General features: G+C 74.0%; 20 protein-coding genes and 1 pseudogene. 10 read left to right on the top strand and 11 right to left on the bottom strand.

From position 1 onward, the window contains the following. Positions 1–91 precede the first annotated feature (91 nt). On the top strand, positions 92–2,218 hold the full coding sequence (locus AB0I41_RS16790) for a SpoIIE family protein phosphatase (protein ID WP_357107781.1): 2,127 nt from the start codon (positions 92–94) through the stop codon (positions 2,216–2,218). A gap of 373 nt (positions 2,219–2,591) precedes the next feature. Here the strand turns inward: AB0I41_RS16790 and AB0I41_RS16785 are convergent, their stop codons facing one another. Beyond that, entirely contained in the window at positions 2,592–3,539 is a 948-nt protein-coding gene (locus AB0I41_RS16785) for an FAD-dependent oxidoreductase (RefSeq protein ID WP_357107969.1), read from the bottom strand. Between the two features lie 36 nt (positions 3,540–3,575). Between AB0I41_RS16785 and AB0I41_RS16780 the strand changes: the two genes are divergently transcribed. Both AB0I41_RS16780 and AB0I41_RS16775 read left to right on the top strand, forming a co-directional pair. Further along, positions 3,576–3,728 (top strand): DUF3072 domain-containing protein, encoded by a 153-nt coding sequence (locus tag AB0I41_RS16780; RefSeq protein ID WP_357107778.1) that lies wholly within the window; start codon positions 3,576–3,578, stop codon positions 3,726–3,728. A gap of 70 nt (positions 3,729–3,798) precedes the next feature. Further along, positions 3,799–4,596, top strand: coding sequence for a helix-turn-helix transcriptional regulator (locus tag AB0I41_RS16775; protein ID WP_357107776.1), 798 nt, complete (start codon positions 3,799–3,801; stop codon positions 4,594–4,596). A gap of 18 nt (positions 4,597–4,614) precedes the next feature. Here the strand turns inward: AB0I41_RS16775 and AB0I41_RS16770 are convergent, their stop codons facing one another. Continuing rightward, positions 4,615–5,394 carry an SDR family oxidoreductase gene (locus AB0I41_RS16770; RefSeq protein ID WP_357107773.1) on the bottom strand — a complete coding sequence of 260 codons (780 nt, stop codon included), beginning with the start codon at positions 5,392–5,394 and terminating at the stop codon, positions 4,615–4,617. Then, positions 5,394–7,238, bottom strand: coding sequence for a glycoside hydrolase family 15 protein (locus AB0I41_RS16765; protein ID WP_357107770.1), 1,845 nt, complete (start codon positions 7,236–7,238; stop codon positions 5,394–5,396). Before AB0I41_RS16765 ends, AB0I41_RS16770 begins: the two co-directional genes overlap by 1 nt. A 106-nt stretch (positions 7,239–7,344) precedes the next feature. On the opposite strand from AB0I41_RS16765, the gene AB0I41_RS16760 reads away from it, so the two are divergent. Then, positions 7,345–7,932: a general stress protein gene (locus AB0I41_RS16760; protein WP_357107768.1), complete on the top strand. Its 588-nt coding sequence runs from the start codon at positions 7,345–7,347 to the stop codon at positions 7,930–7,932. 88 nt (positions 7,933–8,020) lie between these two features. Here AB0I41_RS16760 and AB0I41_RS16755 read toward each other — a convergent pair whose 3' ends face one another. Next, positions 8,021–8,611 carry a DUF1684 domain-containing protein gene (locus tag AB0I41_RS16755; RefSeq protein WP_357107766.1) on the bottom strand — a complete coding sequence of 197 codons (591 nt, stop codon included), beginning with the start codon at positions 8,609–8,611 and terminating at the stop codon, positions 8,021–8,023. Between the two features lie 24 nt (positions 8,612–8,635). Beyond that, the gene (locus tag AB0I41_RS16750) at positions 8,636–9,163 is read right to left on the bottom strand and encodes a GNAT family N-acetyltransferase (protein WP_357107763.1); all 528 of its coding nucleotides are present in this window, start codon (positions 9,161–9,163) and stop codon (positions 8,636–8,638) included. Between the two features lie 161 nt (positions 9,164–9,324). Between AB0I41_RS16750 and AB0I41_RS16745 the strand changes: the two genes are divergently transcribed. Next, positions 9,325–9,804 (top strand): MarR family transcriptional regulator, encoded by a 480-nt coding sequence (locus AB0I41_RS16745; RefSeq protein WP_357107760.1) that lies wholly within the window; start codon positions 9,325–9,327, stop codon positions 9,802–9,804. 10 nt (positions 9,805–9,814) lie between these two features. After that, the gene (locus tag AB0I41_RS16740) at positions 9,815–10,801 is read left to right on the top strand and encodes a pirin family protein (protein WP_357107757.1); all 987 of its coding nucleotides are present in this window, start codon (positions 9,815–9,817) and stop codon (positions 10,799–10,801) included. A gap of 44 nt (positions 10,802–10,845) precedes the next feature. Here AB0I41_RS16740 and AB0I41_RS16735 read toward each other — a convergent pair whose 3' ends face one another. Further along, positions 10,846–10,974 (bottom strand): hypothetical protein, encoded by a 129-nt coding sequence (locus AB0I41_RS16735; protein WP_257028442.1) that lies wholly within the window; start codon positions 10,972–10,974, stop codon positions 10,846–10,848. Positions 10,975–11,211: 237 nt separating this feature from the next. On the opposite strand from AB0I41_RS16735, the pseudogene AB0I41_RS16730 reads away from it, so the two are divergent. Continuing rightward, a pseudogene (locus AB0I41_RS16730) lies at positions 11,212–11,449 on the top strand (phospholipase); the annotation flags it as partial. On the opposite strand, the gene AB0I41_RS16725 reads toward AB0I41_RS16730, so the two are convergent. Then, on the bottom strand, positions 11,398–12,156 hold the full coding sequence (locus AB0I41_RS16725) for a hypothetical protein (protein ID WP_357107754.1): 759 nt from the start codon (positions 12,154–12,156) through the stop codon (positions 11,398–11,400). The pseudogene AB0I41_RS16730 and the gene AB0I41_RS16725 sit on opposite strands and share 52 nt — an antisense overlap. Positions 12,157–12,638: 482 nt before the next feature. Here AB0I41_RS16725 and AB0I41_RS16720 point away from each other — a divergent pair, with 482 nt between their 5' ends. Beyond that, positions 12,639–13,358, top strand: a complete 720-nt coding sequence (locus tag AB0I41_RS16720; RefSeq protein ID WP_357107967.1) for a SigB/SigF/SigG family RNA polymerase sigma factor — start codon at positions 12,639–12,641, stop codon at positions 13,356–13,358. On the opposite strand, the gene AB0I41_RS16715 is transcribed toward AB0I41_RS16720, so the two are convergent. The 4 genes from AB0I41_RS16715 to AB0I41_RS16700 all read right to left on the bottom strand — a co-directional run bounded on the left by AB0I41_RS16715 (position 13,355) and on the right by AB0I41_RS16700 (position 16,447). Then, positions 13,355–13,597, bottom strand: a complete 243-nt coding sequence (locus AB0I41_RS16715; RefSeq protein ID WP_357107753.1) for a hypothetical protein — start codon at positions 13,595–13,597, stop codon at positions 13,355–13,357. The genes AB0I41_RS16720 and AB0I41_RS16715 overlap by 4 nt on opposite strands. Positions 13,598–13,661: 64 nt before the next feature. Further along, positions 13,662–14,255 carry a GNAT family N-acetyltransferase gene (locus AB0I41_RS16710; protein ID WP_357107751.1) on the bottom strand — a complete coding sequence of 198 codons (594 nt, stop codon included), beginning with the start codon at positions 14,253–14,255 and terminating at the stop codon, positions 13,662–13,664. After that, the gene (locus AB0I41_RS16705) at positions 14,252–15,775 is read right to left on the bottom strand and encodes an APC family permease (protein ID WP_357107749.1); all 1,524 of its coding nucleotides are present in this window, start codon (positions 15,773–15,775) and stop codon (positions 14,252–14,254) included. Before AB0I41_RS16705 ends, AB0I41_RS16710 begins: the two co-directional genes overlap by 4 nt. Before the next feature lie 45 nt (positions 15,776–15,820). Further along, positions 15,821–16,447 (bottom strand): GPP34 family phosphoprotein, encoded by a 627-nt coding sequence (locus tag AB0I41_RS16700; protein ID WP_357107965.1) that lies wholly within the window; start codon positions 16,445–16,447, stop codon positions 15,821–15,823. A 144-nt stretch (positions 16,448–16,591) separates the two neighbouring features. Between AB0I41_RS16700 and AB0I41_RS16695 the strand changes: the two genes are divergently transcribed. Together AB0I41_RS16695 and AB0I41_RS16690 are read left to right on the top strand one after the other, a co-directional pair. Beyond that, on the top strand, positions 16,592–17,434 hold the full coding sequence (locus AB0I41_RS16695) for a helix-turn-helix transcriptional regulator (protein ID WP_357107746.1): 843 nt from the start codon (positions 16,592–16,594) through the stop codon (positions 17,432–17,434). 40 nt (positions 17,435–17,474) lie between these two features. Further along, positions 17,475–17,675, top strand: coding sequence for a DUF397 domain-containing protein (locus tag AB0I41_RS16690; RefSeq protein WP_357107743.1), 201 nt, complete (start codon positions 17,475–17,477; stop codon positions 17,673–17,675). The last annotated feature ends 11 nt before the right edge of the window (positions 17,676–17,686 follow it).

The raw sequence follows: 17,686 nt of genomic DNA, 5'->3' as shown, positions 1-17,686 counted from the left end.
TGCCGTAACGCCCCCCGGTCGACGAACCGCCCGGCGCGGCCGGCGGCCATGATCCAAACGACTGCGGGGCGCTCCGGCTAGGCTGCGTGACATGCCAGGCACGGTCAGGCGAGTCCCCACGCCACCAGCCGCCGCCCCCGGACCGGCCCCGGTCTCGCAGGTCGCGGCAGCCGTGCTCGCCCACCCCTGGGCGGGCACGCCGCTCGGGCCGCCGCAGCGGTGGGACCCGGCGGTACGCGCCCTGGTGGATGTGATCCTCGCCTCGCCGGTGCCGATGGCGCTCTACTACGGCGACGAGTTCGTCCTGCTCTACAACCAGGGCTACGCCGAGCTGATCGGGGACCGGCACCCGGGCGCCCTCGGCCGGCCGGCCGGCGAGGTCTTCGCGGACCTCTGGCACCTGCCGGGGGCCGGCGACGTGATCGAGCGGGCGTACCGGCGGGGCGAGTCCTTCCTCCAGCGGGAGTCCGTGCTGCCCGTCGACGCGCACCTCGCGGCCACCGGCGACCACACCGTCTTCACCCGCGGCAACTCGCCGGTGCGCGACAGCGCCGGCCGGATCGTCGGCGTGCTCACCGTCGCCGCGCAGACCACCCAGCTCACCCAGCAGTTGCAGAGCCTCAGCGATTTCGCCGCCGCGCTCTCCGGCACGCTCACCCTCGACGACGTGGCCCGGGTGACCCTGCGGTACGGGCTGCACTCCTTCGACGCCGACCGGGTGGCCTTCACGGTCGACGACGGCGCGGGCTGGCGGATGGTCCGGCGCATGCGCGGCGAACTGCTGGACGAGGCCGACGAGCGGCTGCCCCCGCTGTGGCGGCCGATCCCCGCGGACTCCCCCGCCCCGATGGTGGTGACCGCCCGCAGCGGGGTGCCGTACTTCGTCGGTGACGGCCAGCCGCTGCGGGCGAGCGCGGTCGACCGGCACGACCAGAAGATTCGCGCGCTGGCGGCGCTGCCGCTGCGCTCCTCGGTGATCAGGGGCGGGCTCGCCGTCGGCCACCAGACGCCGCACGGCTGGTCCGCCGCGGAGCGGGCACTGCTGGCCGCCTCGGCGGAGCTGGTCGGCCAGGCGGCCGAGCGGGCCCGCCGGTTCGAGACCCAGCACGGCACGGCCCAGCTGCTGCAGCGCAGCATGCTGCCGGAGCGGCTGCCGGCGCTGCCCCAGCTGCGCATCGCCGCCCGGTACGACCCCGGCGTCGACGGCAACGCCGCCGGCGGTGACTTCTACGACGCCTTCCTGCTGCCCACCGGCGACCTGGGCGTGGTGCTCGGTGACGTCGCCGGCCACGACGTGCAGGCGGCGGCCCGGATGGGGCAGGTACGGGCGGCGCTGCGCGCCCTGGCGCTGACCGACCCGCGCCCGGACGCCGTTCTGGCCGGGCTGGACCGGCTGGTGGCCAGCCTCGGCACCGAGACCGGCACCCAGGAACTCTTCGTCACCGTGGTCTTCGGGGTGGTGGACGCGAACCGGGGCGAGATCACGCTCGCCAGCGCCGGGCACCCGCCGCCGCTGGTCCGGCGCGGCCCGCCCGACGGCTCGGCGACGGCCAGCTTCGTCGAGCTGCCGACTGGCGCCCCGCTCGGGCTGGGCTGCCGGCCGCGTACCGCCACCCTGCCGTTCCACCCCGGGGACACCCTGCTGCTGTACAGCGACGGGGTGGTCGAGCGGCGCCGGCAGAGCCTCACCGCGGGGCTGGACGGGCTGGCCAGGGCGGTGGCCGGCGCGGCCAGCGGGGACCCGCGTGCGCTCTGCGCGGTGGCCACCGGCGCGGTGGCCGGAGCGACCGAGGACGACGTGGCGGTGCTGGCGGTGGAGCACGCGCTGCAGCCGAGCCGCTCGGCGAGCATGGAGATGCCCGCCGAGCCGACCGCGCCGAGCCGGGTGCGGCACTGGATGACCGCGCAGCTGACCGAGTGGCGGGTGCCGGACGCGGTGATCGGCGCGGCGGTGCTCTGCACCAGCGAGCTGACCACGAACGCGCTGCTGCACGCCGGCACGGCCGCCCGGGTGGAGATCGACCTGAGCCCGGAGCGTCTGCTGGTGTCGGTCGCCGACTCGGGCACCCGGGGCACCGTCACCCGGGCGCAGACCGACACGTTGAGCAGCCGTGGCCGGGGACTCGGTCTGATCGAGCAGCTCTCCGACGCCTGGGGGACCGACCCCACGGTTCGCGGTTCGACGGTCTGGTTCGAGATCCTCATCCCGCACGGCTGAGCATCGGGCGCCGGCCGGGGCGAGCTGGCCGGGGCGGGCGCGGTCGCCGTCTACGACGACCCGGGCGCGCTACTGGCCGCCCTCGCCGACTCCCCCCTCGTCACGCCGAGGCGGACGTCACCGGGGGACAAGACGGACACCGAGGCTTAGCCCCCCCGGGCGACGACCGACTTCCCCCAGGCCGAGCTGATCCGGGCGGCCGTCGGGCTGGTGATGATCGTCTTCGTGGTGGTGCACGGGATCGCCGCCACCCCGGTCATTCAGCTGCTGGACCGGGCGGGCGAGCGCACCGAGGACCCGGCGGAGCGGGGCGAGCCCGCGCTCCGCCGGCGTCCGGGGCTGACCCGGGTGCCGGTACGCACCCCGGCGCCGGTCAGCCCCGCACGGCAAGGACCCGCTCGGCCAGGGCCCGGCCCAGGTCCCGCCCGGAGCGCCAGGCGCTCTGCACCCGGGGCCGGCCGAACGCGTCGCCAGCCAGCCCGATGCCGTCGTCGTCGAGGTGGTACGCCCCGTCGCCGGCCACGGTCGGGCGGGCGTACGTCCAGCGGTGCACGTGCACCAGCTCGGCCGGCTCGGGCAGCCCGAGCAGGTCACGGATCGCCTCCTCGACGGCCGGCCCGGCGGCGGTGGGTTGCGCCAGGTGGCCGGCGGCGAACTCCGGGGTGGTGTGCGCGACCAGCACCGGGGCGCCGTCGCCGCGCCGGTCGCCGTCGTCGCAGACCAGCGCGAGCAGCGGGTGGTCGTTGACGAAGGCGCCGCGGAAGTCCGGCCACCGGCGGTTCGGGAAGCGCAGCACCGCGCTGAGCGTGGGCGCCCAGCGCTGTTCCTGGGCGGCGCGGGTGGCCTCGGCCAGCGCCGGGTCGAGCAGCAGCGCCGCCTGGGGACCGGGCATGCACAGGGCCACCGCGGCGCAGCCGCGACCGTCCACCACCGGGCCCGGCTCCACTGTCATGACCAGCCGGTCCACGGTCACCGGGAGGTCCCGGGCCAACTCCTCGACGAGGGAGCGCAGGCCGCGCGGGGCGGACCAGCGCATCGGGCCGGTGACCTCGCGCCGGCCGTCCGGACCGTACGCGACGAAGGTGTCGGTCCACTCCCGGACCAGCCCGGCGGCCCGCCACCGCGCCACGACCTCGGCGAAGTCGGGATCGTCGGCGGTGAGGTAGGCGGCGCCGGTGTCGGCGGGGCGGCCGTCGAACCGCCTGCTGGCCATCCGCCCGCCCGCGACCCGGCCCCGTTCCCAAACCCCCACCGGGACGCCCGCCCGGACCAGCTCCGTCGCGCACGCCACCCCGGCGATGCCGGCCCCCACCACGATCACGCCCGAGTCCACCCGGTGATCGTACGAGTTCAGCCGGTGATCACCCGTACATGGCAGCAGGCGGCATGGAGTCGTACCCGCACACGCTGGGCCCGGGAGGCCGGCGCGGAGGTGCCGGACGACCTGACCAAGGCCGAGGCGTCCCGGCGGATCGACGAGTTGCAGGAGGAGACCGGCCGGGGCCGGTGAACCTCAGCGCGGGGGCAGGCGGTGCAGTTCGACCCGGGCACCCGGGCGGGTCGTCCGTACCATGATCGGAGTGGGCGACCTGGTCCTGGAGCGCGGGCAGCCGGTGGGCCGGCTGCTGCGGCAGTGGCGGCACCGGCGCCGGCTCAGCCAGCTCGCCCTGGCGGTCGAGGCGGACGTCTCCGCCCGGCACCTGAGCTTCGTGGAGACCGGCCGGTCCACGCCGAGCCGGGAGCTGGTGCTGCGCCTGGCCGACCAGCTCGACGTGCCACTGCGCGAACGCAACGCGCTGCTGCTCGCCGCCGGGTACGCGCCGGTCTACTCGCACGCGCCGCTCGGGTCCCCGGAGCTGGGTCCGGTGCTCGACGCCGTCCACCGGGTGCTGCGGGCGCACGAGCCGTACCCGGCCGTCGCGGTCGACCGGCATTGGGACCTCGTCGCCGGCAACGCCCCCCTGGCCCTGCTCACCGACGGGGCCGCCGCCCACCTGCTCCGGCCGCCGGTCAACGCGCTACGGCTGACCCTGCACCCGCAGGGCATGGCGCCCCGGATCACCAACCTCGGTCAGTGGCGCGCCCACCTGCTCGCCCGGCTGCGCCGGCAGGCCGCGCTCACCGGCGACGCCGCGCTGGCCGCGCTGCACGAGGAACTGCTCGGCTATCCCGGCCCGTCGGCACCGGACCCGGCGCCCGGCCCGGCCGACGTGGTGGTGCCGCTGCGGCTGCGCCACGACGGCGGCGAGCTGCGGTTGCTCAGCACCGTCTCCACCTTCGGCACCCCGCTGGACGTCACCGTCGAGGAGCTGTCGGTCGAGTCGTTCTTCCCGGCCGACGACGCCACCGCCGCCCGGCTGCGCCGCACCGCCGGATGACCGGCGCGGCAGGGGCGGTCAGGCCCCCTGGCCCTGGTTCTGCATCAGGCCGCCGTCCATGAAGTACGTCGACCCGGTGACGTACTCGGCGTCGTCGCTGGCGAGGAAGACGGCCAGCTTGGCGATCTCACCGGGCTGGGCGGCCCGCTTCCACGGGATGGACTGCACCTGTTCCTCCAGGTACTGCGGGTCGTCGATGGCCCGCTGGTTGAACGGGGTGAGCACCATCCCAGGTCCGATGTTGTTGACGTTCGTCCGCATCGGCGCCACCTCGAGGGCGAGGCTCTTGGCGAACTCCAGCATGGCGCCCTTGCTGGAGTCGTAGTCCGCGCCGCCGGCCCGGGCCACCTCCTGGTGGATCGAGGTGATGTTGATGATCTTCCCGTGTCCGCCCTGGTCGCGGCGGTGCCGCACGAACCGCCGGGAGCAGAAGAACGTCCCGTAGACGTTGGTGCGGATGCACCGGTCCCAGGTCTCGGTGTCCAGGTCGGCGACGGGGATGCCGGAGGCGTCCACCCCCGCGTCGTTCATCAGGATGTCCAGCGTGCCGAACTCGGCGAGGGCCTCGTCGAACATCGCCTCCACCTGGTGCTCGACGCTGATGTCGCCCTGCACCACCATCGCCCGCCGGCCGGCCCTCTCCACCTCGGCCCGGGTGTGGTTGGCCCCGGCGTGGTCCTCCAGGTAGTGCACCACCACATCGGCGCCCTCCCGGCCGAACTCGATCGCCGTGGCCTGCCCGATCCCCGAGTCCGAGCCGGTGATCAGGGCGGTCCTGCCCGCCAGCCGTCCGGTCATCAGCGTGCTCCCTCCGTGGGCCCCGCACCGGTCGGCACGGGCTGTCGGTCGCGTGGAGTGGTCTGCCGGGCCCGCTCGTCGGCGTCGGTGAGGTGGCCCGCCGCGTTGATCAGACCGATGTGCGAGAAGGCCTGCGGGAAGTTGCCCAGCTGTTCCCCGGTCGCCTGGTCGATCTGCTCGGCGTACAGCCCGAGGTCGTTGACCCGCACGGCGAGCTGTTCGAACAGCTCGCCCGCCCGGTCCCGCTCCCCCGCCAGGGCGAGGCAGCCGACCAGCCAGAACGAGCAGATGACGAAGCCGGCCGGGTCGTCGTCCCAGCGGCGCAGCAGGCCGTCGCGGGACAGTCGCCGCTGCACCACGTCCATCGTGGAGCGCATCCGGGGGTCGTCCGCCGGCAGGAAGCCGACCAGCGGCATGATCAGCACCGAGGCGTCCAACTCGTCGGAGTCGAAGGCCCCGGTGAACGCGCCGAGCCGCTCGTTCCAGCCGCGCGCCAGCACCGCCTCCCGCACCTCGTCGCGGGCCGCCGCCCAGCGGGCCACCTCCGACGGGTCGCCGAGCCGGGGGCCGAAGCGGACCGCCCGGTCCAGCGCCGTCCAGCACTGCACCTTGGACGAGACGTAGTGGCGCTGCGCGTCGCGCGCCTCCCACATCCCGGCGTCCGGCCCTCGCCAGTCCACCACCGCCCGGTCGGTGAGCGCGCGCAGCAGGTGGCGTACGTCCGGCGACATCGGGTCGAGGTAGTGGCGCATCAGCCAGGCGGCGTCGAGGATCTCCCCCAGCACGTCGTTCTGCCGCTGCCGCCAGGCGTCGTTGCCGACGAGCACCGGCCGGCTGCCGTCGTACCCGGCGAGGTGACCGAGGGCGTGCTCGGTGAGGTCCCGCTCGCCCTCGACGCCGTACATGATCGGCACCGGCTCGTCGCCGATCCGGCCCATCGCCCGGCCCACCCAGGAGAACTGCCGGTTCGCCTCGTCCGGGCAGGCCGCCAGCCAGAGCGCCTGGAGGGTGAGGCTGAAGTCGCGGACCCAGACGAAGCGGTAGTCGTAGTTGCGGTCGCCGCCCAGCCGCTCGGGCAGCGAGGTGGTCGCGGCGGCCACCACCGCCCCGCTGGGCTGGTAGGTCATGCCCTGCACCACCATCGCGCTGCGCCGCACCGCGTCCCGGTAGCGGCCCCGGTAGTCGTGCAACGCGGCCCAGGAGCGCCAGCCGGCGACGGCGTCGGCGACCACCCGGTCGGCGTCGGGCAGCGCCGGCGCCTCGTTCTCCGAGGCAGGGGCGTACCCGAGGGTGAAGCGGTAGGTCTCGCCGGCCCGGACGGTGATCCGGGCGGTGGCGCGGCCCTCCCCGCAGGTCAGCGGGACGTCGGCGCGCAGCCGCAGCCGGCAGCCGCCGCCGACCGCGTCGATCACCCCGCCGGACTCCATCAGGTACGCGGTGACCAGCCCGTACTCGAACCGGGGCTGGTAGTCCACCAGCACCGGCACCTCGCCGGAGAGTCCCTCGACGACCCGGGCGAGCACCTGCGGGGAGCGCCGGCCGATGTCGTGCCCCCGCGCCCCGGGCTCCAGCGCCAGGGCGTCGGTGACGGCCACCGCGCCGGTCGCCGTGGTGAAGACGGTACGCAGCACCAGCGTGTCGTCCAGATAGGAGCGTTCGCTCGGGTGCCCGCCCTCCGGCCGGATCGACCAGTGCCCCGCCCGATCGTCGAGCAGCCGCCCGAACACCGACGGCCCGTCGAAGCGGGCGGGGCACCACCAGTTCACCGAGCCGGCACGGTCCACCAGCACGGCGCTGCGACCGTCGGCGAGGAAGCCGTGCTCACTGATCCGTCCGCTCTGCACGCCGGTGCCTACCCGGACCGGTCAGCAGCATTCCTCGACGCCGGCCCGAATGGGCGTTACCAGTGGGGGCCGTCGGGAAGACGGGTGGTCGATGAAGGAGGCAGCGATGACCAGACCCTCGAACCCGACCGCGGCCTGGCGTCCCGGAATGCCGGGCGGCGCCAACCTCCCGTCCGGTCCGGCCGGCCGGCCGGCCGCGCCCGGCGGCGACGGGCACGGCCCGCAGACCGGGCGTCCCACCGTGACGATCGGGTCGTACCCGGACTATCCGTCCGCCCAGCGGGTGGTGGACTACCTGGCCGACAACCGGTTCCCGGTGGAGCACACCGCGATCGTGGGCACGAACCTGACCCTGGTGGAGACGGTGCTCGGCCGGCTGACCACCGGGCGGGCCGCGTTGCTCGGCGCCGGCACCGGAGCCTGGTTCGGGCTCTTCATCGGCCTGCTGTTCGGCATCTTCACCGCCAGCAACTGGGTGGCGGTGATCCTGGTCGGGCTGGTCATCGGCGCCATCTGGGGTGCCGTCTTCGGCGCGGTCGCGCACGCCATGTCCGGCGGCCAGCGCGACTTCACCTCGGCCAGTTCGCTGCGCGCCGGCCAGTACGCCGTGACCGTGGACACCAACCTCGCCGACCAGGCGCGTCAGCTGCTGGGCCGGATGCACCTCATCCCGACCGGCACGACCGCCCGCTGAGCCGGTCCCCGACGCACCGACGCCCCGACCCCCGACGCACCGCGCCGGGGCGCCGGGGCGCCGGGGCGCCGGGGCGCCGGGGCGGATGTCAGGGCCGCCGGTACGCCAGCTCGCCGGCCCGGATCGGCACGTCGACCCGGTTCTCCGGCGGGGCGAGCGGGCAGGCCCACCGGTCGTCGTAGGCACAGCTGGGGTTGTAGAGGTAGTTGGCGTCCAGGCGTACCCTCCCGCCGGGGAGCACACTGAGTCCACGGCCGTGCGTCCCCTTGACAGTGTCGGTCAGGTACCGCCCGCCGCCGTAGCTCTCCCGGCCGCTGGTGCCGTCGTGCAGCGGCACGAAGAGCCCGCCCCCGTACGCCTCGATCCACCAGAGGGTGAGCGGGCCCCACGGGGTCTGCGCCACGGCCACCCGGCGGTAGGTCACGACGCCGTCCGGGCCGCCGGTGTCGATGCTCCCGGTGCCCGAGGCGGGGCGCAGCGGCGCCTCCACGACGGCGTCCGGGTTCGGCGGGAACCAGCCGAGCCCGGGAAAGGTGGCCCGGTCGACGGCCGGGACGGGGCTGGCCGGGTGCCGGGCGAACAGGTCGTCGCGGGCCGTCCGGAAGCCGGCCAGGTCCAGGTCGGAGAGGTAGAGCCGGGCCACCCGCTCGCGCCAGTCGAGCAGGTCGAGATCGTCCACCCGCCGAGCCTAACCGGGTGCGGGTCAGGCGTCGGTGGCCAGCCGGGCGTGCAGGTGCTCGTCGTACCGGCGGCCGTCGCCGTACCGGTGCGACTCCCGCAGGGTGCCCTCGACGGGATATCCGGCGCGGGCCGCGACCCGGCAAGAAGCGGGGTTGGCGACCGCGTGGCAGAGCTCGATCCGGTGCAGTCCGAGGTCGGCGAAGGCCCGGGCGGTCAGCGCGGTGACGGCCCGGGAGGCCACGCCGCGGCCGCGCGCGGGGGCGGCCGTCCAGTAGCCGATCGAGGCGTTGCCGGCGTGGATCTGGAAGAGCGAGGCCCCGCCGAGCAGGGTGCCCTCGGCCGCGTCGGTCACCGCCAGCGACAAGTGGCCCGCCGTGGTGCGGTCCGCGCGCCGGCGCAGCCACTCGCGGGCCCCCGCCTCGTCGCGTACGCCCTGCGGGTTCCACTGCTCCACCGCCGGCTCACGCAGCGCTGCCAGGACGGCGGGGGCGTCCTCGGCCAGCCACGGACGTAGCAGCAGGCCGGGGGCGGTCAGCTCGACGAGATCCACGGGCCGGAGTCTGGCACGGCGCGGCGCGGCCCGCCCGTGCTTTTCGCCCCCGGCAGTCGTTCAAATCGAAATGACGAGCCCGGCACGGCCTCCCGCCACCAGGTCCTACCCTCTACGGCAGGCATCTTGTTTAAATTTGAAAGAGTGCTACTGTCGTAGCCGTGACGGAGAGTCTGGACAGCGAGCGGATGGCCTCCTGGCGTGCCTACATCGAGGCGAGCCAGCGGCTGTTCACCCAGCTGGAGGAGGACCTGCGGGCCGACTGCGGCCTCACCTTCGCCGACTACCACGTGCTGGTCCTGCTCTCCGAGGCGCCGGGGCAGCGGCTGCGGATGGGCGAGCTGGCCAGCCGACTGGTCTTCTCCCCCAGCCGGCTGACCTACCAGGTCAGCTCCATGCAGCGGCGGGGCCTCGTCGCCCGACAGTCCTGCCCGCAGGACCGCCGCGGCAGCGAGGCGGTGCTGACCGCCGCCGGGCTGCTCGCCCTGCGTGAGGCCGCGCCGGGGCACCTGACCTCGGTCCGCCGGCACCTGATGGACGACCTCGACGACGCCGAGGTCGCCACCCTGACCCGGGTCTTCGAACGACTCGGCCGGCGCCTGCGGGCCGACCGCGACGCGTCGTCCACCCTGAGTGACTAAGGAGTTCGCGATGCCCGCCATCACCGTCGACGACGTCCTCGTCCTGCCGCGCCTGCCCCGGCTCGACGAGAGCACCAGCTACCGCCCGGTGCACCGCCTGATCACCGCGCCGAGCGGCTACGAGGGTGAGGGCTTCCCGGTGCGCCGGGCCTTCGCCGGGGTGCCGATGACCGAGCTGGACCCGTTCATCCACCTGGACCAGATGGGCGAGGTGGACTACGCCCCGGGCGAGCCGAAGGGCACCGCGTGGCACCCGCACCGCGGCTTCGAGACAGTGACGTACATCATCGACGGGATCATGGACCACCAGGACTCGCAGGGTGGCGGCGGCACCATCACCAACGGTGACACGCAGTGGATGACCGCGGGTAGCGGGCTGCTGCACATCGAGGCGCCGCCGGAGCACCTGGTGATGAGCGGCGGCCTCTTCCACGGCCTCCAGCTCTGGGTCAACCTGCCCCGGGTGGCCAAGATGAAGCCGCCGCGGTACCAGGACATCCGGGGCGCGGAGGCGGCGCTGCTCACCACGCCGGACGGCGGGGCGCTCGTTCGGGTGATCGCCGGCGAGGTGGCCGGGCACCAGGGTCCGGGCTCGACCCACACCCCGATCACCATCGCGCACGTGACGCTGCAGCCCGGCGCCGAGCTGAGCCTGCCCTGGCGGCCGGACTTCAACGCGCTGGTCTACGTGCTCGGCGGCCGGGGCACCGTCGGCACCGATCGACGGCCGGTGCACACCGGCCAGCTGGCCGTGCACGGCCCGGGCGACGCGCTGCGGGTCACCGCCGACGCCCGGCAGGACGCCCACACCCCGGCGCTGGACCTCTACATCATGGGCGGCCTGCCGATCCGGGAGCCGGTGGCGCACTACGGGCCGTTCGTGATGAACACCCGCGCCGAGCTGATCCAGGCTGTCGAGGACTTCCAGGCGGGCCGGCTCGGCGTCGTCCCGGCCGAACGGCTGCCGCACACCGGCGGTCAGGGCGACCGTCCCTGAGCGGCGAGGGCGCCCCGGTCCGCCGGGGCGCTCGCCGCCGGCCCTCAGGAGACGGCGAAGATCCCGGCGACCCCGAGGATCACCATGAGCAACACCGCCAGCAGCGCACCCCGTTCGCTCTCCACCGCCTGGGGGCGGTACTCGGTCACGGGGTTCGTCGTCTCGGCGGGCATGCTGGGGCCTCCTCGTGTTCGTGTCTCGGGCTGCGATGGGCCACCACCAGGGCACTCGGGACTCGCCCGGCGTGCGACCGGTGGCGGGACACCTACCGTGAGGACGGTGTCGACGACCTCGGGGGGCTGGAACGTGGCGATGCAGGAGTGGTTCCTGACCGCCGTGGAACGCGCCGACCCGGTATCGGAGTTACCCGTCTGGGCGATCGGAAACCTCGCCGAGCCGTTGATTCACTCGAGGACGCCGACCTGCTCGACCCGGAGGCGGCGGTGAAGGGCGATCACCTCGGCGGCCGACGCCCTCCAGCGCTGGTTCGACTCGGGCCGGCAGGGGCCCCGGCCACCGGGCCGGCTGCGCCCGCACCGGCCGGAGCGGCGGCCCCGGCTGACCCGGCTCTGGGCGCTGCCGGCGTACCGGCTGGTCTACGACCCGGACGGCAGGCCGCTGCGGGACCGGCGCGCCGGCACCTGGTGAGGCGTGGCCACCTGCTCCGCCCGGGCCTGCTGCCCACCGGGGTACGGGGTCAGCCCACCCGGGTACGCGAACGAGGCGCGCGGGGCGTAGAAGCCCCAGTTGATCAGTAGCGGGTTCTGCGGACGCAGCGCGTAGACGGGGTGCCCGGGGTCCAGGAACTCCACCGACTCGATCTCGAACGGGTCGACCGGCTCCGAGATGAACGGGTAGACGGCGCTGAGCAACTGCCCGGCGCAGCGGGTGAGGTAGCGGTTGTGCCCGGCGTGGACCACGTGCCCGGTCTCGCCGACCCGCGCGCGGGCCCGGATCAGCGGCATCCCGTCGGCCACGGTCTCGGCGACCAACGCCTCGCCGCGGACGTCGATGGTGGTCCGGCCGAGCGCCGCGGGGGCGCCGCGGGCGGCGGCGTACTCCCGCACCCGGGGGCTGGAGGTGACGTAGTGGGTCCACCAGCCGCCCGACGTCACCCCGTCCGGCGCGTCCACCCCGTCCAGGCCCACCCCGAGGTAGGTCAGCGAGTAGGCGCCGAAGCCGGAGGTCTGGGCGTCGTCCTCCACCACGTACTGGTTCATGAAGACCTGCCGGTCGGGGCGCGGTCGCAGCCCGGGCGGCACGAGCGCGGCGACGGCGTCCGGATCCACCGGCAGCCAGCTGATGTGCAGCATGCGACTGTCGACGACGAGTTGCGGATCCGCGGGGTCCAGCACGACGCCTCCGTACCGATGGGTGTAGGGCGACGCTACGCGTGGTCCTGTCAACGGGACAACAACGGATAACCGACAGTCGTCCGCCGTGTCGGCTCGGCGATTGACCGGTCGGTCGGGCCGGGCTGGCCGACCGGGCCGGGCAGGCGGAGATGCGCCCGACGGCCGATTGGACGAGCGACCCGGTAACGGCGATCACAAACGTGCGCGGCTATGTCTGCTAATACCCTTTCATGACTTAAGATCACTTAAGTACATCGTCCTTTCGGCTAGATTTCGCCAAGCCGACGGGGCTAAGGTGACTCCCGAACGGGCCATCTGAAGCTAAACCGAAGCGTCACGTCTTTTCATCCGCGGACGAGGTGCAGGGAGGACCACCCATGACCACGCCAGCGACCACCGAACAACCGGCCACCACCGCGACGACCACCGAGAAGCTGGACCCGCGCGCGCTCACCGACAGCGCCGCCGACCTGCTCAACGCGATGGCCGCGCTGCCCGCCAACCACCCGTCCCGGGCCGCGACGCGCGACCGGGCGATCGAGGCGTGGCTGCCACTCGCCAACCACCTCGCCCACCGCTACAGCGGCCGCGGCGAACCCACCGACGACCTGGCGCAGACCGCCGCCGTCGGCCTCATCAAGGCGATCGACAAGTTCGACCCCTCCCGCGGCGTCGACTTCGCCGGCTACGCCATCCCGACCATCATCGGCGAGCTCAAGCGGCACTTCCGCGACCGCACGTGGGACATCCGGGTGCCCCGCCGCCTCCAGGAGCTGCGGCTGGCCATCTCCGACGCCAACAGCTCGCTGCTGCAGACCCTCGGCCGCTCGCCTACGGTCGCCGACATCGCCACCCACCTCAAGCTCACCGAGGAGGAGGTCCTGGAGGGCCTGGAGGGCGCCCGCGCGTACAACGCGGTCTCGCTGTCCACCCCGACCGGCGACGGCGACCGGGCGACCGAGCTGGGCGACATGCTCGGCGGCGAGGACAGCGAGTTCGAGCTGGCCGAGCTGCGGGTCGCCCTCGGCCCGGCGCTCGCCACGCTCGACGAGCGCGAGCAGAAGATCCTCACGCTGCGCTTCTACGGCAACCTGACCCAGTCGCAGATCGCCGAGCAGATCGGCGTCTCGCAGATGCACGTCTCGCGGCTGCTGGCCCGGGCGCTGACCAAGCTGCGGGGTCAGCTCGACGGAACGTACTAGGCGGCCGGTTCGGCGGGCCCGGCCACCGTCGCGTCCGTCGGGCCCGGTCGGCGGTTCGCCGGCCGGGCCCACCAGTCCACGCCGACGCTCGGCCCAGCAGCACCGGAGGAGTCCGTCACGTCCACCACCGGCGCGTCCGGGGTACTGGCCGCCGTGGCGTGCATCCAGCGCAGCCCCCGCGCGTGGTCGGCGTCGTCGCGCAGCGGCGGCGGGTGCGCCGCGCGGCGCAGGGTCGCCACGAGGTCGTCGAGGTGAGGTGACGGACAGGGGCCCGGACGTCGCCCGGGCTCCTGTCGCGCGCGCTCAGCGGCCCGCCGGCTCCCGCCACATCGGGAAGAACGGGGTGCCGTCGGGCAGCCGGAACGGCTCGCTGCCCCGGTAGCCGTGCCGGGCGTACAGGTCGCGGCTGCGCTCGCTGCTCGCCTCCAGGTACGCCGGCACGCCCTCGGCGTCGAGCGCGGCGTGGTGGTACCGCAGCAGGGCGGTGCCGACGCCCTGCCCCTGCCGCCGCGGCGCCACCGCCAGGAACGCCAGGTGGTGGTGGTCGTCGTGCGGGTGGTGCGCCTCGAACAGCGCGTCGAGGTGCTGGAACCGCTCCGTCCACTCCCCGCAGGCCGCGGCCAGCCGCTCGTCGTACCGGGCCGGCGGCGGCGCCGGATCACCGGCCTGCGGGAACCACACCGCCACGCCGGACCGGTCGGCGGTGGCGTGGACCAGGCCGTGCCGCATGGCGTGGTCGACCAGGATCTCGAAGTTGTCCGCCAGCACGGCCTCGCGCTTGGCGGCGTCCGGTACCAGCCACCGCGTCGCCGCCAGCGTCTGGAACGAACCGGCGACCCGCTCGGCGACCGCCCGGGTATCCGCCGGCCCGAGCCGCTCGACGGTCAGCCCGCTCACCGCCCCACCCCCGACCGGGCCGGCGCCGGCTCGCCCGGATCCGGCAGCACGGTCGCGGCGGCGCTCTCCGCGCCGAGGCCGATCCGGGCGTACACGTCGGGGCGGCTGCGCCGCAGCACCAGGCCCCAGAGCACGCCGAGCAGCGCGGCGACCGGATAGACCGCGGGGATCGCCCAGCGCAGCGGGGAGTCCGGCGCGACGCCGAGCAGGTTGGCGAAGTTGTCCAGCGCCACCACGATGATCACGGCGAGCGCGACCGCCGCCAGGCCCGGGGCGATCGCCCGCCGCCAGAGGGTCTCCCGCACCCCCTGCCGGGCGAAGAACGAGATCACCGCGACCGAGGTCGACGCGATCAGCAGCAGCACGCCTAAGCCCCCGCCCGTGCCGCCCCAGTAGAACAGTTGCAGCACCGGGTCCCAGCCGTTCACCGCGTACAGCACGATCACCACGAAACCGAGGACGGTCTGCGCGAGCGACGCCACCCGGGGGGACCCGGTCCGCGGCGAGGTCTGCCCGAACGCGGCGGGCAGCACCCGCTCCCGGCCGAGCGCGAAGGCGTACCGGGCGGTGGTGTTGTGGAACGAGATCATCGCGGCCAGCACCGAGGTCACGAAGAGCGCCTGGCCGATCAGCACGGCGGTGTCGCCGAGCTGCTCGCCGGCCAGGTTGAAGATCAGCAGGACGCTGTCCTGGCCGGCCCGCTCGGCGATCCGGTCCGGCCCGGTGGCCACCGTCATCGTCCAGGACGACAGCGCGTAGAGCCCGGCGATGATCGCGACCGAGAGGTAGGTGGCCATCGGCACCGTACGGCGCGGATCCTTGCTCTCCTCGCTGAAGACCACCGAGGACTCGAAGCCGACGAAGCCGGTGATGGCGAGCACGAGCACCGCCCCGGCGCCGGGGACGAGGAAGTTCCCCGGCGACAACGCGGAGACGCTGACCTCACCGCCGGCCGGGTGGGTGAGCTGGCCGAGGTCGTAGACGAGGATCACCGCGATCTCGGTGACCAGCAGCACGGCCAGCACCAGGCCGTTGACGTCGACCCGGAGCAGGCCCAGCAGGCCGACCAGGGCCCAGGCGACCAGGGCCACCACCCACCACTGGGGATGGCCGCCGAAGAGCCGGTCGAGCACCGGCTCGGCGGCGATGCCGATGGTGCCGTAGAGCCCGACCTGGAGGGCGTTGTACGCGATCAGCGCGACCCAGGCCGAGCCGACGCCGGCCGGCCGGCCCAGCCCTCGCGAGATGTACGCGTAGAAGGCGCCGGCGTTGGCGACGCGGCGGGCCATCGCCACGTAGCCGACGGAGAAGAGCACGAGCACCGCCGCGACCGCCAGGAAGGCCAGCGGGAGGCCGGTCACGCCGGTGACCGCGTACCCGGTGGTGACCAACCCGGCGACCACCGTGAACGGCGCGGCGGCGGAGATGACGAAGAAGATGACCGAGGGGACGCCCAACCGGCCGCGGGCCAGGGCGTCCGAGACGTTGCTGGGGCGTTCCAGCGTCGACGAGGGGGGCATGGGGGCTGCTCCGGTTCGAGGGGGTCAGGGAGGTGGTGGCGCGGATCAGGGGATGCCGCGCAGCACGGCGGCGCCGACGGCGGCCTCGGTGTGCGCGACGAGTTCCTTCAGCGGGGCGGGCAGGGCGGGGATGAGCACGCCGAGCCGGTGGTGGGCCCGGGGGCCGGCGCTCCAGAGCACCTCCCTGGTCAGCCCGGCGGCGGAGACCAGGCCGAGCACGAGGGCGTCCGGCACGGCGGGGGGATCCGGCCGTTCCAGCAGGGCACGCAGCCGGGTGGCCGGCCAGGCCACCACGTTGAGGTCGGCCGGGACGTAGCTGACGCTGGTGCGCAGCAGCCGCCGGCTCTCCTGCCGGCGCAGCACGCCGGCGCGGGCCAGCCGCTCCCCCACCGACGTCGTCGCCGACTGGGCCAGAAAGCTGAGCCAGGTGCGGACCGACTGGTGCTGCGACTCGCCGATCAACTGGTCCAGCACGGTGTGCGCCAGCGCGTCCGCCGGTGGACGGCGGTCCACCACCGTGACGAGCCCGGCGGAGACGGTGATCTGTCCGAACAGGACCAGCTCGCCGAGGAGGGCGCCGGCGAGCCCCAGGCCGGTCGCGGCCGGGTGGAGCCTCGCCTTGCCCCGACTGTCGTTGTGGGCGATGAGGAAGAACTCGTCGGCGATGAGCAAACGAGCCTCCAACGCGGGTTGTCCACAAGTGATCGACGCCGGGTGACAGGATGCCTGCACCAATCCGCCAATGCAACTCCCGGATTCGATAGTTGCACTCCGTGCTGGCGCGACCTGCGGATCTTGCCGTGCCAGACTCACAGGGTGACCGCCAGCCCCACTGTCCGCCGCCGCCGGATCGCCCGAGAGCTCCGTCAACTGCGGGAGCGCGCCGGCATGACGCTCGACGTCGCCGCCCGCCAGCTCGACATGTCCAAGAGCAACCTGTCCCGGATCGAGAACGCCCAGATCGGCATCAAACCGCGCGACGTGCGAGCCGCCCTGGCGCTGTACGCGGTGACCGGCGCTGACGCGGAGGCGCTGATCGAGATCGCCCGCGGGGCGCAGCAGCGCGGCTGGTGGCAGAACTACAGCGACGTCCTGCCGGAGTGGTTCGAGTTCTACGTCGGACTGGAGGCCGAGGCGGCGGCGCTGCGCACGTACGAGGCGGAGTCGGTGCCCGGTCTGCTGCAGACCGAGGCGTACGCGCGGGAGATCTACCGGCGCACCGCGGGCGAGGAGGGGCTGGAGCGCAAGGTCGCCGCCCGGCTGCGCCGGCAGGAGGTGCTGCGGCGGGAGTCTCCGGTCCAACTCTCCGTGGTGCTCAACGAGGCGGTGCTGCTGCGCCCGGTCGGCGGCCCGGCGGTGATGGCCGAGCAGTTGATCCACATGGCCCGGGCCGCACGATCACCCAACGTGACTATTCACGTACTTCCATTCGCGGCCGGCACGCATCCGGCGATGAGTACCCCGTACGTCATCCTGAGCTTCGCCGACACCGCCGATGCCTCCGTGGTCTACCTGGACAATCTCACGATGGGGCTGGCTCTGGAGGAAGCCGGACACGTGCGCGGGTATAGCCTTGTGCACGAGGAGCTGTGCCACATGGCACTGGATCCGGCGGACTCCGTGGCCCGCCTGGAGGAGGCTTCTCGCAACTTTGCGTGACCGCCTCGCGGCACGCCCGCAGAAGACGAGAGGTACGGGGATGACCTCGCTCGACCTGTCCAGGGCGGACTGGCTCACCAGCACGCGCAGTAGTGGCAACGGCAACTGCGTGGAGGTCGCCACCGTCGACGGTCGGGTCGCCGTCCGGGACAGCAAGGACCGGGGCGGGCCGGTGCTGGTCTTCCCGTCCGCGACCTGGGCCGCCTTCGTCACCGGCGTCGACGCGGTACGCCCCGGCTGACCGCCGGGTGC

This window comes from Micromonospora sp. NPDC050200, assembly GCF_040656135.1.
In the GTDB taxonomy this organism is placed as follows: Bacteria; Actinomycetota; Actinomycetes; order Mycobacteriales; family Micromonosporaceae; genus Micromonospora.
The sequence above is the reverse complement of the archived record's forward strand: the minus strand, read 5'-3'. Positions and strand labels throughout refer to the sequence as shown.